We start from the raw sequence: 13,951 nt of genomic DNA, 5'->3' as shown, positions 1-13,951 counted from the left end.
GAGGATCGTGCCTCAGTACAGGCGCTGCAGCGGCGAGCGGTATTCACCAGGGCCGAACTCTGTGTGTAGAGATGCGCAATGCATTTCGTTGTCGTCCGATTACGGGCGGGCGGGGTTCATCCGACAATCGATCCCATCAGGCAACGATGTTTGATCGGCCCTCAAGATGCTTAGACGATGCCCCTGACTTCCCTGCCTCTCGCACACCTTCTTCTTGGCTTTGCCCGGCTTTCTGCTGCGGAGCAGAGGGCATTTCTTACTCAACTGAATCAGTTCATGCTTGCGTCGCCGCATCAACGGCGATCGCAAATGCACGAATGGGAGCATGCAGAATGCGCCAGCCTGGAGCCGCTTGTTGCGGGCGCCGGCAAAACCACGTGAACTTCAAATCTTGGCGTCGGGCTGCGCGGTTGTTGCGGCAGAAACCAGGCCGGTCTCAATCGCATAGCGGAACAGGTCGGCTTCACGTTCCAGGCCCAGCTTGCGCATGGCGGAGTTCTTCTGTGTGCTGACGGTCTGCTTGCTGCGGTGCAGCCGCTCGGCAATCTCCCCAACCGACAGCCCCGACACGAACAGTCGCACCACCTCGCTTTCGCGGCGCGTCAGGGTTTGTGTGCCCGGGCCTTGTGTCTCTTTGGACGTATCCAGAATGGTCCGTGCCGTTGGCGAGAAGTACGACTGCCCCAGCATGGCGGCATGCACGGCCGGCACGATGTGCGTGAGGTCGTCGGATTTGCTCAGAACACCCTGCACACCCGTCGCGGCAATCGCCGAGAGCACGGCGGGGTTGTCCATCATGGTTAGCACGAGCACGCGCACCCCGGGGTAGCGGCGCAGGATGAAGGAAAGCAGCGGGATACCGTCGCCATAGTTGCCGCCAGGCATGGCGTAGTCGGTCACCAGCACGTCGCACGGGTTTCGATCCAGGAACGCGACCATCTCGGTCGAGCTTGGTGACGTCCCGATGATCTCGATGCCTTCTGCATTGCCGACAGCAAATTTCACCCCTGCAATGATGGCTGGATGATCGTCCGCCAGCAGCAGCCGAACAGGATCCTTCATGGTGATGTGATTCCCCGGTTTGACGCGATGGTGCGATTGTTGTTGTCGCGCAGCGATGTACTTATTGGTGCTCTGCCAGCCCGTTTCGTCCTTACAGGATGGATTCCCGTCGATCCTGGAGGGGGACACGTAAGACCATATTCAAATGCAGTATAGAGCGCTTTTCTTTGCCGCTGAAAGGCGCCCCGGCTCCAGAAGGGTCTGTGTTGACAGGGGTGTGATCGCCCAATCAACGACGTAGGCGTAACCGATCTGACTGGCATATTCGGACAGTGAACGCACAATATTGCGCAGTGCATTGTCGGTCTCCCGGCCCGTTCGCATAATAGGACAAGATCGAAAGGCTCAAGATGCGTCGTACAAGTACGAAAAAGCACGGCGCAGACGCACAGGGCCGCAACGGCGCAATACAGTAGCGCTTTGTCAAATTCACCAAGAACACCATGTTGACCCAACCCCCGCATTGGCTGCGCCGTGTGCCCGGATTCAAGGAGCTGGGCGCCTTCGGCAAGATGCAACGCGGCATGCTGTTTGGCGGTGCGGCCGTGCTGTCGCTGGTGGTTCTCGTTGTGGCTGGAATCGGGGCCTACGTAAAGATCTCGAACTACATTGCCGACGGGCGAGAAACCTTCATTACCCACAAGGCGTTGCTGCTGATTGATGTAGAGACCAAGCAGGCCGCGCTTCAGCGCGGAGTCATCAATGCGGAATTCCTCTGGGGTGAACATCGCCCCGCCCGCGCTGCCCTGCTGCGTGATTTCAAGATGCAGGGGGGGCGTGCTTACCTTCGGGCCAACCCCAGCCTTGAACCCCAGCTTGCATTGGGAGACCTGGGAGCCAAAGCGCCGGAGGCCTATTCCAATTACCTTGCATTCAGCGAGGAACAGGCCTTTACCGCCAGTGCCAGTGCCCGCCAACGGGGTCAACTGCTGACCGGCTATTACTACTCGCCCGACGAGAAGTTCGTATCGATCATGCCGCCGCCAAGAACGGGCGATCCGCTGCAGGCCGTGAAAGCGCATTCACTGGCCGAGCTCATCCATGCGTTGGCCAAGGATATTGGAGATCTGAATGACCCTGAGGTTGACCGCAAGCTGCTGGAGAGCCGCAAGGTCATGTGGATACCGCCGCATACCGATCCGTTTACGGGCGACAACGTGTTCAAGCTCGTGCAGCCGGCGTTTGACGGTGACAAGCCGTTCATCGTGTTTGTGAGCGATCTGCCGGTCCGGGTGCTTTCCAATCGGCTCGATCAGGCGCCGTATGACGGCAACATGCTGCTGCTGTCCAAGAGCGGTGATGTGCTGCTCGAAGGTTTCGGCAGTCAGGAGACGTCGCCAGAGCGTGCTCACGCGCTGACGATGAAGGTGGTGCAGGACGGCATGTGGAAGCGCGGGCTCACGCAAACCGACAGCAGCTATCACGACGGCGTGTTCACGATCAGCGAGCCCCTTTCCGAAACCGGTTGGGTGCTGGTCTACACCTATTCGTGGCGAACGATCCTGAGCGCACTGCAGGATTCTCTGTGGGCGTATGTGGCCGCAGTACTGGTCATGTTGGTCCTGATCTGGACCTTTGTACTGCTGTTCCACTATCGCGTGTTCCGGCCTGCATACCTTCAGTCGCTGCGAGTGTACGAAAGCGAGAACCTGAGCCGCACCATTATCGGGACGGCGCCTGTGGGTCTGAGCCTGATTGCGTTTGGGTCGGGCGAACTACTGCTGCAGAACGAGGTGGCTGGCCACTACCACACCCAGGGCCACCCACTGCACCGGAGGCTGCTGGGCGCGTATCGTGAAGACCACCACGCACCAGGCGCCGCAGTCAGCCGCGAGATCGAAGTCGATGGGCCGGGCGGGCGAATCGCCGAACTGCATGTCGATCTTGTCCCCACCAAGTATCAGGGCGAAGACGCGCTGCTCTGCAGCTTTATCGACATCACATCACGCAAGCAGACCGAGCGCGCGCTCAACGACGCCCGCACTGCTGCGGAAGAGGCCAACCGCGCCAAGTCCTCGTTTCTCGCCACGATGAGTCATGAGATTCGCACGCCGTTGAATGCCATTCTCGGTAATCTCGAGCTCATCCAGCACGCGCAAACGCTGCACGGTGTGGAGCGCGATCGGCTGGAAGTGGTCTCTACCTCGTCGCATACGCTGGTTGCACTGATCGACGATATTCTCGATTTCTCCAAGATCGAAGCCGGCCAGATGCACCTGGAGTCGATCCCGTTTGATGTGGTGGAGGTGGTGGAGTCGGTCATCGCCGTCTTCCTGCCAGTGGCTGAGGCCAAGGACCTGACGCTGCATTACCGAATTGCGCCCACCCTCGCGCAACGCTACCTGGGCGATCCGACACGCTTGCGGCAGATTCTCAACAACCTGCTGAGCAATGCCATCAAGTTCACACAGGCGGGTAGCGTATGCATTGCGGTAGAGCCGCTCAGCGGGCACGGCGAGCAGGCGCGGCTGGCGTTCAAGGTGGCGGACACGGGCATCGGTATTGCCGAAGACAAGCAGAGCGCGTTGTTCCAAGCCTTCACGCAGGCCGACACTTCCATCACGCGCAAGTTTGGTGGTACCGGACTGGGCCTCGCGCTGTGCCGTCGGTTGGCCGAATTGATGCATGGGGCTGTGCGGGTGCAAAGCACACCGGGGCGTGGTTCGACGTTTACTGTTGAGCTGGTGCTGGGCGTGGCGAGCGGGTCGGATGCTGTGTCCCAGCCATCCCAGCCGTTGCAGAGCGTCGCCATCGCGTTCCTGTGCGGCGACGAGGTCTGGGCGCAGGCGCTGGTGCCACATCTGCAGTCGCGCGGTGCACGTGTGCAGGTGAGTGCATCCCCGGCGGCGTTGCCCACCGGGTGCGATGTGCTGCTGGTGCATGGCAGCTCACGCAACTGGCCGCTGGCGGAGGAGGACGCATTGGTGGCACGTGCCCGACGTGTCATCGACGTGATCGACGACGGGCCGCGCAAGCCAACCCGCCATGCCGGACGCATGGTCATCTCCAGCTACAGCTTGCGCAGCTTGATGCAGTTGCTGGGCGGCGCCCGCGAGTTTGCTGTACCCACACAGAACGATGTGCCGGGTCCAGCGCAGGCGCACGGGGCTGTGCTGCGTGTGCTGGTGGCAGAAGACAACCCGGTGAACCGCTTGCTGCTGCGTGATCAGCTGACGCTGCTTGGCCACGATGTCACGCTCGCCGCGGGCGGCAGCGAAGCACTGGAGCACTTCAATGCAAGCCAGTACGACGTGGTGCTGACTGATCTGAGCATGCCTGGCATGGATGGTTTTGCGCTGTGCCGTGCCCTGCGCAACCAGGGGGCGACGTTACCTGTTCTGGCCGTGACCGCGCATGCCAGCGTGGAAGAGCGTGCCGCGTGTGAGGCCGCCGGCATGACGGACATGTTGGTCAAGCCGCTTTCGATTGACGCCCTGGTGCAGGCGCTGCAGCCCATTGCCGAGCGCAAGAGCCAAGTCGCGCAGCATCTGAACAAGGCGCAGGCCAATGTGAGCAGCCTCGAGAACGGCGGCCCGCTGTCGCACGAGATCTGGTCAGCGCTGACCACATCGTTCCGCACATCAATGCACGAGGCGCGTACCGCCGTGGTGGAATCCGACTTCCACAAGGCGGCCAAGTCCATGCACTTCATCAAGGGCGGTTTTGCTGTGGTGCGTGAGGTGGCACTGGTGGAGGCATCACAACAGCTGGAAGGCCTGCTGCTGCGAGGCGGGGCCGGCATCGAAATCCTGCGGCAGTTGGATGCGTTGGCCGAGCATGCTGAGCATATGTTCGAGCAGCGTGCACCGGTTGACCTCACGAACTGAGGCGGCGGCAGACTCAATTTCGTACGCGTCCAATATCCGGCTGGGTTTCGGGTCTTTAAAGTCTGTAACGATGACGCCCCCCGAGGGCGCCTTAAGTTCAGACGATAGAGGGATCGCCATGCATGTCGCACTTGTTCATTCCGGCACGATCGAAGGGGACTGGGTGGAATGCGCGTTGGGGCAGCTCAGGCACGACGTGGTTCGTTTTTTCAGCCTGGATGCGCTGCTGCGCACCGTTCACCAGACCTCATACGATCTGGTCGTGCTGCACAACGGTTTGAGCCGCGCACATAGCCTGGACGCGCTTGCAGTGTTGCGCGCCCGGCAGCAGCACAGCGTGCCTTTGCTGGTGTATGGCAGCACGCTCGACTCCGGCGAGATTGCCAAGCTGCTCAACGGCGGCGCGGATGACTACGTGGATATTCCCACCGGGGCGGCGGTGTTTGCAGCGCGCGTGACTGCGCTTCTGCGGCGCGTGTATCCGGCGAGCTTTCAGCAGACCAGCTTCACCATCGGCAACTTTGAGATCAGCCCGTTCCGGCGCGTCGTCGAGGTTTGTGGCGAGCAGGCTGACCTGACGGATACGGAAACCCGCCTGGTGCTGCTGCTGTTCACCAACATGGACCGCACGCTGTCGCGCAACCACATCTTCGCGCTGGTTTGGGGGCGCACGACGCTGCAGATGACGCGCACGATCGATACGCATATCTCACGCTTGCGGCTCAAGCTCGGGTTGCATGAAGAGAATGGTGTGCGGCTGCGCGCGGTCTACAACGTGGGCTATCGCCTTGAGCGCGTCGCACACCAGGGGATCGATCAGTTGACCGATCCTATGCTGTCGCTCGCGCTGCAAGCCTGAGCACGCAGCGCGAGAGAAGCCGTCAGGCGCGGGCGATGATGTTGATCTGCAGCGCCTCACCGCCGGCGGCGATGGCGAGCAGGCGATCAACATTCGGGTGGGCACCCGGGCGGTTGCGTGCATCCACCGTGTGCTCGGCAAACACGGCCAGGCCATGCTCGGCAGCCTTGGCGTCGAGCTGGCCGAAGGCCTGCTGCAGATAGTGATACACCGCCAGCGAGCCTTGCTTGCCGGGCTTGTTCTCGATGTCGGCCACCACGGCGCCCTTGCCATCGATTAGGTCGATGCGCTCGATGCCGTCAATGGCGGGCAGTTGGGTGAGGTTGTCCTTGAATACGTTGCTCGGCTGAATCACTGGGAATGCTCCGTTGGTTGGCCAGGGTTCGGCCCTGGATGGGCCGTATGTTAGCTGCTCTGGCACAGCCAACGTGAACCTCGAACCTCAGCGCCGTGCGGTGGACGTGTTCAGCGCAGCAGCGGCCTGGATGAGTGCCTTCAGCGCTTTCTCGTTTACTTTGTCGCCTTCGCGAAAATCAATCGCGCGCCGGGTGTTGCCATCCAGGCTTGAGTTGAAGAGGCCTGCAGGGTCCGGTACGGCAGCGCCCCTGGCAAACGTCATCTTTACCGTCTGCTTGTAGGTCTCGCCAGTGCAGAGGATGCCGTCGTGCGACCAGACAGGCACGCTCCACTTCCATTCTTCAACCACCTCAGGGTCGGCGGCCAGGATCAGCGCGCGCAGCTTGGCGAGCATCTCGCCGCGCCAATCATCCAGCTCAGCGATCTTCGCGTCGATCAGTTCAGATGCAGGTGCCGCGTTCTCCGGTGCGCTTTTCTTCATGGGGTCTGCCTCCTGGTGGGATCAGCAGATCATTCTGGCAGGAACGCGGGGCGGTCGCCAATCGGCAACGCTGTGCGGGTATGGCCGCAGATATTCAGTGGAAAGCTTAGAAACGCCTTTTTTCCGAAATCCGGGTTGATTTTGGAAAAATGAATCTGAAAATAAAAAGATAATAAAGCGGCGTTCATTTAACGGCGAGATTACTCAGAACTTGAGCCTTTTCCGTTAATTCCCCACTTGAGTAGGGTGCGCGGCCATTTCAGCCAGAACCCAAGCGGGATACGGGTGTGCAGTCCGATGCTCGCACGCAGCGGCGCGATGTTGCAATGCCCTGATTTCTGCTGTGGCAGTCATCGATTGGTCATCTTTCGACTCCAATAATTGCGCCTCCGAAGTTCGGTAACGCATAAGGATGCCCCCCACTTTTGAAGGGGGTGGCGATTGGACCGAGAGAATTTCAAATGACTATTCGTCATCGTATTACTTTGCTGATCGTGCTGATGTTTGTCGCCTTGGCGGCCATTGGCGGTTATGCGGTCTACCAGACTCGCAGCAGTGCGTCCGAGGTCAAGCAGGTGACAGAGGGCGTAGTGCCGAGCGCGCTGGCGTCGGCCGACCTGGTGTCGCTCGTCAAGGATGTGCAACTGGCGACAATGGTGTTGGTGTATGCGCCCGACGACAACATCGTCAGCCAGGCCAAGGAAGACCTGAAGACCAAGGAAGCCGCGCTGCGTGCCGCGCTGGACGTGCAGGCCAAGCGCGCCAACAGTCACGCGCAGGAGGGGCTGGTTACGCAGGCCAAGGAAACCGTCGACAGCTATTTTGAGGCCATCCAGCAGACCACCGACATGAAGGTGCAAGGCAAGAACGAGCTTGCGCAGGCCTTCCTGTTTGCCAATGTGGCCAGCTATCGCGATGTGCTGGAGAAGATTGTTGAGACGCTGCGCATTGAGAAGAACCGCGAGAAGGACGACGCCATCGCCGGCCTCAACGGCAAGCTCGCCAGCACGGCCACCACCATTGGTGTGGTGAGCGGTGTGGCCATCGTGCTGCTGACCGCCATCGGCATGCTGTTGTATCGCCAGATCACCCGGCCGCTGACGCGCATGCAGGGCGAAATGAGCGAAATCGCCACCAGCCAGGATTTCACGCGCCGCGTGCCGGTCGGCCGCATGGACGAGATCGGTCATTCGGTAGTGGCGTTCAACCAGATGATCGAGAAAATCCAGGAGAACCAGGCGCTACTCAAACAGAAGACGGCCGACATTCAGGCGATGCTGCAGAATATGCAGCAGGGCATTCTGACGGTGGTCGATGGCGGGGTGGTGCACGAGGAGTACTCGATCTACCTGGAGTCGATTTTCGAGACGCAGGAGATTGCAGGCCGCAAGCTGATGGACCTGATCTTTGCCGATACCAGCCTGGGCGCCGATGCGCTGTCGCAGGTGGACGCAGCGGTGGATGCATGCCTGGGGCAGGACGTCATCAATTTCGCCTTCAACCAGCACTTGCTGGCGAGCGAAGTGGAAAAGCGCATGCCGGATGGCCGCGTGAAGACGCTGGACCTGTCGTGGTCGGCCATTACGGATGAGAGCGACACCATCCTGCGCCTGATGCTGTGTGTGCGTGATGTGACCGAGCTGCGCAAGCTGGCGGCTGAAGCCAGCGAGCAGCGTCGCAACCTGGAGATGATTGGCGAGATCCTGGCAGTGAGCCAGGAGAAATTCCAGCACTTCATCGACAGCTCCACCAGCTTCGTGCACGAGAACGAACGCATCATCCGCCAGTACTCGCAGGCCGACAGTGCGGCCATTGCGGCATTGTTCCGCAACATGCACACCATCAAAGGCAATGCGCGTACATACAACCTGCAGCACTTGACCAACGTGGTGCATGAGACCGAGCAGACCTACCATGCCCTGCGCGAGCCCGGCAGCGAGCACACGTGGGACCAGGACTGGCTGATGCAAGAGCTGACCCGCGTGCGCGAGGCCATCGAGAACTACGCGCGCATCAACGAAAACAAGCTGGGCCGCAAGGGTGGTGCAGCCCAGGGCAGTGCGGTGCAGGTGGTGCCGGACGCCATGGCGCGTATTCAGGAAAGCCTGCGCCTGCTGGAGTCGGCCAACCCCGGCAGCCTGTACGAGCTGGTCTCGATGCGCGATTCCGTTTATCACCTGCTGCGCCTGCTGGGCAGCGAAACGGTGGATGAGATGTTGTCGGGCGTGCTGCAATCGCTGCCGTCGCTGGCGCGCGAGCTGGGCAAGGAGCCGGCCGCAGTGCGCATCGACGACAACGGCTACCGCGTGCGCACGGAGGCCGGCGGCATCCTGCAGAACGTATTCACGCATCTGCTGCGCAACTCCATCGACCACGGCATCGAAACAGCTGATGTGCGCACGGCGCAGGGCAAATCGGCTGCCGGCACGATCGACCTTGAGGTTGGTGTCGACCAAGGCATGTTGCAGATCACGCTGTGCGATGACGGACGCGGCCTGGCGCTCGACCGTATCCGCAACATCGCTGTGGAGCGCGGCTGGATTGGCGCGCAAGAGCGCCCGAGCGATGAGGACATCGCGCAGTTCATCTTCCGACCGGGTTTTTCAACCGCCGAGACCGTGACGGAAGTGTCTGGCCGGGGCGTTGGCATGGATGCCGTGCTGGAGTTCCTCAAGCGCGAGCAGGGGCGCATCGAGCTGCGTTTTACCGATGACCACAAGGGCGCCGCGTTTCGCCAGTTCCAGACCGTGGTCTGCCTGCCCGAGCGCTTTGCGGTGGACAGCGTGAATGCGGCACTCGGTGGCCAGCCGGATATGCATCTGGATATGGACAAGGAAGCGTCGTGATGGGATCGATTGTTCTGGCCGCGCTGGCCGGCGGCTTGGTGCTGGGTGTGATGGTATGGCTGGCGCAGCAGCGCCGCGTGAACGCGGTTGCCCGCATGCTGGGGGACGCCGAACACCGCATCGCCGCACTGTCGAGTGACTTGGCGAAACAAGCCGGGCAAGTGGAGGCCGGCACGCGTGATGTGCAGAGGCTGGAAGCCACCGTCGCGCAGATGCAGAGCGCTGCATCCGACCAGGCAGAACTTGTCGAGCAGTTGCGCACCGAGCTGCAGTCGGCTGCGGAGGCCAAGGAACAATGGGCCAGCCGCGCCCGGCAGATTACTGACGAGGCTGCACGCCTGCGTGGCCTGGCACTGACTTTTGAGCGCTGGCACGAGCAGATGATCTCGCTCATGGAACAGAACCACGACATGCACGCCAAGAACCAGGAGTTGCAGTCGATCGTGCGCCATGTGGTGATCGTTTCGCTCAATGCATCCATTGAGGCAGCGCGTGCAGGTACCGCGGGGCGTGGCTTTGCCGTGGTCGCCAGCGAGGTGCGTTCGCTTGCAGCGCGGTCGGAAGAGTTGTCCAAGAGCTATCGCAACAGCCTGCACCTCAATGATCTGACCACCACCGCCACGTTCCAGGACATTCAGGCAGGCGGGAAGATGATCACGGCGTCGTTGTCGAGCGTTGAGGCGCTGGCCAACCAGTTTCAAACCCAGCTTCACTAGGCAGATACGACGTGATCAGCAGTAACGCGCAAGACAGCTTCGACCGCATCTTCCGCAAGGCCGCGCGCTCCAGGCTCGCACTGCATGCGGAAGATACCTGCGATGTGGCCACCGCAGCGCAGGGCGATGCCGTTGGCGGTGAGCAGGCCATGATCCTGACCATCTCGTCCATCGCATTCCGTCTGTTGCTGGTGCTGCGCTTTGATGAAGACGAGGCGACGCGTGCGTACTTCACCGGAGAAGGCGCGGGCCGTTCGTTTGAGGAAGCGCTGCTGGAGATCGGCAACCTGTGCTGCGGGGCGGTGAATCAGGAACTGCTGCAAGTGTTTCCGGACCTGGGCATGTCGACGCCCTATATGGTGAGCGCGCGCTGCCTGCCGTACCTGGATGCGCTCAAGCCGGGGTACATGGCCGCCTATACGGTCACGATCAATGACGCCGTGCGGGCGGCCGCCACGGTGTGTGTGTGCACCCATGCACCGCTGAACTTCGTGGCCGACGTGCGTGACGAAGTCGAGTCCAGCGGTGAACTGGAATTGTTTTGATTCAGATTGAGAAAGAGGAAAAACCCATGAGCAAGATTCTGGTGGTCGACGATTCGAGCACGGTACGCGACGAGGTGGCCGGCTTCCTGAAGAAGAACGGCCTGGCGGTGGATACCGCCGTGGATGGCAAGGACGGCCTGGCAAAGATCAAGGCCAACCCGGGCCTCAAACTGGTCATCAGCGACGTGAACATGCCCAACATGGACGGCCTGACGATGGTTGAGAAGGTGCGCAGCGAGCTGGGCAACAAGACAGTCAACGTCATCATGCTCACCACGGAAAGCAGCCCGGCCATGAAGGACCGCGGCAAGGCGGCTGGTGTGAAGGGCTGGATCGTCAAACCCTTCAAGGGGGAGGCTGTGCTGGAGACGTTCAAGAAGCTGGCGAGTTGAGCCCCGCACCTTAGCGCCATACTGGTTTTGGGGCGAAACTAGGCATCTTCGAATATCGAGCGTACCCAGACGCCATGGCTGCTTTGGCCGATGCCGTGCTCGTGCTGCATGCGGTGCTCGTCCTGTTCATCGTGGGCGGGCTGGTCGCAGTTTGGGTAGGCGCCGCGCTCAGGCGCAGTTGGGCGCGCCATCGCGTTTTCCGCTTTGTCCATCTCGCGGCCATCAGCATCGTTGCCGGGCTGGCGGTGCTTGATGTGCCGTGTCCGCTCACGGTGCTGGAGGATTGGCTGCGCACCGGTTCGGCCGGTTCAAGCGGCTTCATCCAGCGCTGGGTGAGCGCGCTGCTCTACTACGACTTGCCGCTGTGGGTGTTTGCCGTGAGCTATGCCGTGTTTCTGCTGGCAGTGGTGCTCACGTGGTGGCGCGTTCCGCCACACCCCAAGGCGTCATCCCCCTTGGGGTGATGGCGTCAACGCGTGGGTTGTGCCGGCTTGCGTTCTGCCAGCAGCTTCTGGATGGCGGCTTCCGTTTCTGCATAGTGCCCTTCGCCAAAGTGCTGATAGACGATGCGGCCATCGGCGTCGATCAGGTACTGGGCGGGCCAGTACTGGTTGTGGAAGGCCGTCCACATGGCATAGCTGTTGTCCTGCGCCACCGGATAGCGGATGTCGAAGCGCTTGAGCGCGGCCTGCACATTCGCAGTCGACTTCTCGAACGGGTACTCGGGTGTATGTACGCCCACCACAACGAGCCCTTGATCCTTGTACTTCTCGTGCAACTGCTTCACGTACGGCAGCGTGTTGATGCAGTTGATGCACGAGTACGTCCAGAAATCGACCAGCACCACCTTGCCGCGCAGGCTGCTCATGGTGAGCGGTGGGGAATTCAGCCATTGGTCGATGCCGGTGAACTCTGGGGCAGCACTGCCGCTGGCCGCCGGTGCGCTGAATGGGCTGTAGGCGCGTGCGCCGGTGGTGGCAAAGTAGGCCGCACCAATGGCAATCGCCACCAGGGCGGCGCGTAAGTCGATGCGCATGATCTCTAGCCTGTAGAAAGTTGAGGGTGGTCGCCAGCCCAATCACACCAGGCTGGCTGTGAATGGCGTCAGACCAGATTCAGTTCGACATGGATGTTGCCGCGCGTGGCCTTCGAGTACGGGCAGAGCTGGTGGGCAGCTTCCACCACGGCTTGCGCGACCTCGCGGTCCAGACCCGGCAGGCTGACGTTCAGGCGGGCCTGCAAGAAGTACGCATCGTCGGTGGTGCCCAGGTCCACTTCGGTATCCAGGGCCAGGTCTGCCGGCAGCCTGATCTTCATCTGGCTGGCAGCACGGCCCATCGCGCCGATGAAGCAGGCTGACCACCCTGCGGCAAACAACTGCTCGGGGTTTGTGCCGCGGCCGCTGCTGCCCGGGGGCGAGAGCTTCAGGTTCAGGCGGTCGTCATTGCTCTGGGCTTGGCCGTCGCGGCCACCCGTGACGTGGACGTTGGCGGTGTACAGCACGTTCTCGATGCGGGTCATGATCGTGTTCCTTGGAGAGAGGGTTTGCGTTGGGATTGCGCGGCCGGAGATCGCTTTGCTTGCGTTCGGCGCCGGGCCACGAGACGCATTTAAGACGGCGGACGTATCACGCACGTAGCGCCCGGGCCCCCTTTCTGTCAGGGCGCGTATCGAGGTGGGTGACAGATACAAACGCATACAAAAACCGTGCGAAGTGGCGGGGAAGCGGCATGGAGAGCGTTCGCACCGCCGTGTTGCGAGCCGGCACTTCGTCATTTCGAAGCAGGCAATCTGGTCGACGCCGGGTATACGATCCGTATGCTCCGCAGATCGTGGTGGCATACGTAGAGGCTGGAGGCGTGATGAACCTGATGCGTGGCTGGATGCTGGTGGTGGCCCTGCTGTGTGCGAGCGAGGGTTGGGCGCAGACAACGCCTTCTCCTTGTCAGGCTGGGGTGGATGCGAAACCGTGTGACGCCCAGGTGGGGCGTGTCATCCATATCGTGGCCTTTGGCGGCAGCAACACGTATGGCAAGAACCTGCCGCGCGGCGACGCGTATCCGGCGCAGCTGGAAAGATTGCTCCGCAGCGATGGCTTTGATGTGGAAGTCAGGAACGCGGGCACCAACGGCCAGACCACGGCCGAAGCGCTGTCACGCGTGGATGCTGCCGTGCCGGAGGGCACCGACATCGTGATCTTTCAACCGGGCGGCAATGACACGCGCTACAACGCGCGGCGTCCGCTGGCCAGCCGCGGCAATACGGAAGACAACATCGTTGCCGTTGTTCAACGGCTGCATGCACGCAAGATCGGTGTGATCGTGAGCGGCAATGCTGCCAAGCAGCAGGCGGTCGCGCCGCTAGGTGTACCGACCGTGGATGAACTCAACCACCTTGCCCCGCTAGAGGAATACCAGGTCGACGGCCAGCACCTGACGCCCAAGGGGTATGGCGTTGTGGCGCAAGCGCTGCGCCCGATAGTCGAGCAGTTGATACGGCAGCGCCTTGCTGCACCGTAATGGAGCAGGATGTTGAATCGGCTTCAAATACGCTGATTCCTTGATACGCTGGATTGAATCGGTTCCGTGCAGTTGGAGGAGGTGAAGGAGTCATCATGCAAGAGCTGGCTTTTTGCACCCTGCTGTATCGCTACTTCTTCTTCGGCTGGCTGTTCAAGGATGCCAGCCACGGCAACCTGTTCGAACGCTCCGCAGCGTGGCGTTTCAACAAGGCGCACGCGCACTGGTTGCTCGCCTACATGCGACGATGGATCTGGTGCGGGCTGCTCTGCTATGCCATGGGCGGGCTGATTGAACTGGGGCTCAAGACGCCCGGCTTGTCTGCGCTGTTCTATGTGCCAAGCGTG

The 13,951-nt window shown here is 61.3% G+C and carries 15 protein-coding genes; 9 read left to right on the top strand and 6 right to left on the bottom strand.

What is annotated here, in order from left to right; genetic code table 11:
- Positions 1-384 precede the first annotated feature (384 nt).
- On the bottom strand, positions 385-1,062 hold the full coding sequence (locus tag JHD73_RS07145; protein WP_199029202.1) for a response regulator transcription factor: 678 nt from the start codon (positions 1,060-1,062) through the stop codon (positions 385-387).
- Between the two features lie 443 nt (positions 1,063-1,505).
- Here JHD73_RS07145 and JHD73_RS07140 point away from each other — a divergent pair, with 443 nt between their 5' ends.
- Positions 1,506-4,889, top strand: coding sequence for a hybrid sensor histidine kinase/response regulator (locus JHD73_RS07140; protein WP_199029200.1), 3,384 nt, complete (start codon positions 1,506-1,508; stop codon positions 4,887-4,889).
- A gap of 118 nt (positions 4,890-5,007) precedes the next feature.
- On the top strand, positions 5,008-5,748 hold the full coding sequence (locus tag JHD73_RS07135; RefSeq protein ID WP_199029198.1) for a response regulator transcription factor: 741 nt from the start codon (positions 5,008-5,010) through the stop codon (positions 5,746-5,748).
- A 22-nt stretch (positions 5,749-5,770) separates the two neighbouring features.
- On the opposite strand, the gene JHD73_RS07130 is transcribed toward JHD73_RS07135, so the two are convergent.
- The 3 genes from JHD73_RS07130 to JHD73_RS07120 form a co-directional block, all read right to left on the bottom strand.
- Entirely contained in the window at positions 5,771-6,103 is a 333-nt protein-coding gene (locus JHD73_RS07130; RefSeq protein WP_199029196.1) for a DUF2322 family protein, read from the bottom strand.
- A gap of 87 nt (positions 6,104-6,190) precedes the next feature.
- Complete coding sequence (locus tag JHD73_RS07125) at positions 6,191-6,586, bottom strand: DUF1801 domain-containing protein (protein WP_199029194.1); 396 nt, start codon at positions 6,584-6,586, stop codon at positions 6,191-6,193.
- 29 nt (positions 6,587-6,615) lie between these two features.
- A complete protein-coding gene (locus tag JHD73_RS07120) occupies positions 6,616-6,774 on the bottom strand; it encodes a hypothetical protein (RefSeq protein ID WP_199029192.1) in 159 nt (52 codons plus the stop codon).
- Between the two features lie 273 nt (positions 6,775-7,047).
- Here JHD73_RS07120 and JHD73_RS07115 point away from each other — a divergent pair, with 273 nt between their 5' ends.
- The 5 genes from JHD73_RS07115 (at position 7,048) to JHD73_RS07095 (ending at position 11,549) form a co-directional block, all read left to right on the top strand.
- Positions 7,048-9,432 carry a HAMP domain-containing protein gene (locus tag JHD73_RS07115; RefSeq protein ID WP_199029190.1) on the top strand — a complete coding sequence of 795 codons (2,385 nt, stop codon included), beginning with the start codon at positions 7,048-7,050 and terminating at the stop codon, positions 9,430-9,432.
- Positions 9,432-10,148, top strand: coding sequence for a methyl-accepting chemotaxis protein (locus JHD73_RS07110; RefSeq protein WP_199029188.1), 717 nt, complete (start codon positions 9,432-9,434; stop codon positions 10,146-10,148). The genes JHD73_RS07115 and JHD73_RS07110 overlap by 1 nt, the downstream gene beginning before the upstream one ends.
- Before the next feature lie 11 nt (positions 10,149-10,159).
- Positions 10,160-10,693: a hypothetical protein gene (locus tag JHD73_RS07105; RefSeq protein WP_199029186.1), complete on the top strand. Its 534-nt coding sequence runs from the start codon at positions 10,160-10,162 to the stop codon at positions 10,691-10,693.
- A gap of 26 nt (positions 10,694-10,719) precedes the next feature.
- Positions 10,720-11,085 carry a response regulator gene (locus tag JHD73_RS07100; RefSeq protein WP_199029184.1) on the top strand — a complete coding sequence of 122 codons (366 nt, stop codon included), beginning with the start codon at positions 10,720-10,722 and terminating at the stop codon, positions 11,083-11,085.
- 74 nt (positions 11,086-11,159) lie between these two features.
- Positions 11,160-11,549, top strand: a complete 390-nt coding sequence (locus JHD73_RS07095; RefSeq protein WP_199029182.1) for a DUF2784 domain-containing protein — start codon at positions 11,160-11,162, stop codon at positions 11,547-11,549.
- A gap of 5 nt (positions 11,550-11,554) precedes the next feature.
- On the opposite strand, the gene JHD73_RS07090 is transcribed toward JHD73_RS07095, so the two are convergent.
- Together JHD73_RS07090 and JHD73_RS07085 are read right to left on the bottom strand one after the other, a co-directional pair.
- A complete protein-coding gene (locus JHD73_RS07090) occupies positions 11,555-12,121 on the bottom strand; it encodes a thioredoxin family protein (protein WP_199029180.1) in 567 nt (188 codons plus the stop codon).
- Between the two features lie 68 nt (positions 12,122-12,189).
- Positions 12,190-12,606 carry an organic hydroperoxide resistance protein gene (locus JHD73_RS07085; protein WP_199029179.1) on the bottom strand — a complete coding sequence of 139 codons (417 nt, stop codon included), beginning with the start codon at positions 12,604-12,606 and terminating at the stop codon, positions 12,190-12,192.
- A gap of 341 nt (positions 12,607-12,947) precedes the next feature.
- Here JHD73_RS07085 and JHD73_RS07080 point away from each other — a divergent pair, with 341 nt between their 5' ends.
- Together JHD73_RS07080 and JHD73_RS07075 are read left to right on the top strand one after the other, a co-directional pair.
- Positions 12,948-13,604 carry a GDSL-type esterase/lipase family protein gene (locus JHD73_RS07080; RefSeq protein WP_199029177.1) on the top strand — a complete coding sequence of 219 codons (657 nt, stop codon included), beginning with the start codon at positions 12,948-12,950 and terminating at the stop codon, positions 13,602-13,604.
- Positions 13,605-13,699: 95 nt separating this feature from the next.
- A partial coding sequence (locus JHD73_RS07075) for a hypothetical protein (RefSeq protein ID WP_199029175.1) occupies positions 13,700-13,951 on the top strand: 252 nt, incomplete at its 3' end.

It is taken from the genome of Ralstonia sp. ASV6 (assembly GCF_016429285.1).
In the GTDB taxonomy this organism is placed as follows: Bacteria; Pseudomonadota; Gammaproteobacteria; order Burkholderiales; family Burkholderiaceae; genus Ralstonia; species Ralstonia flaminis.
Note: the sequence above shows the minus strand (reverse complement) of the source record. Positions and strands in the feature narration are given on the sequence as shown.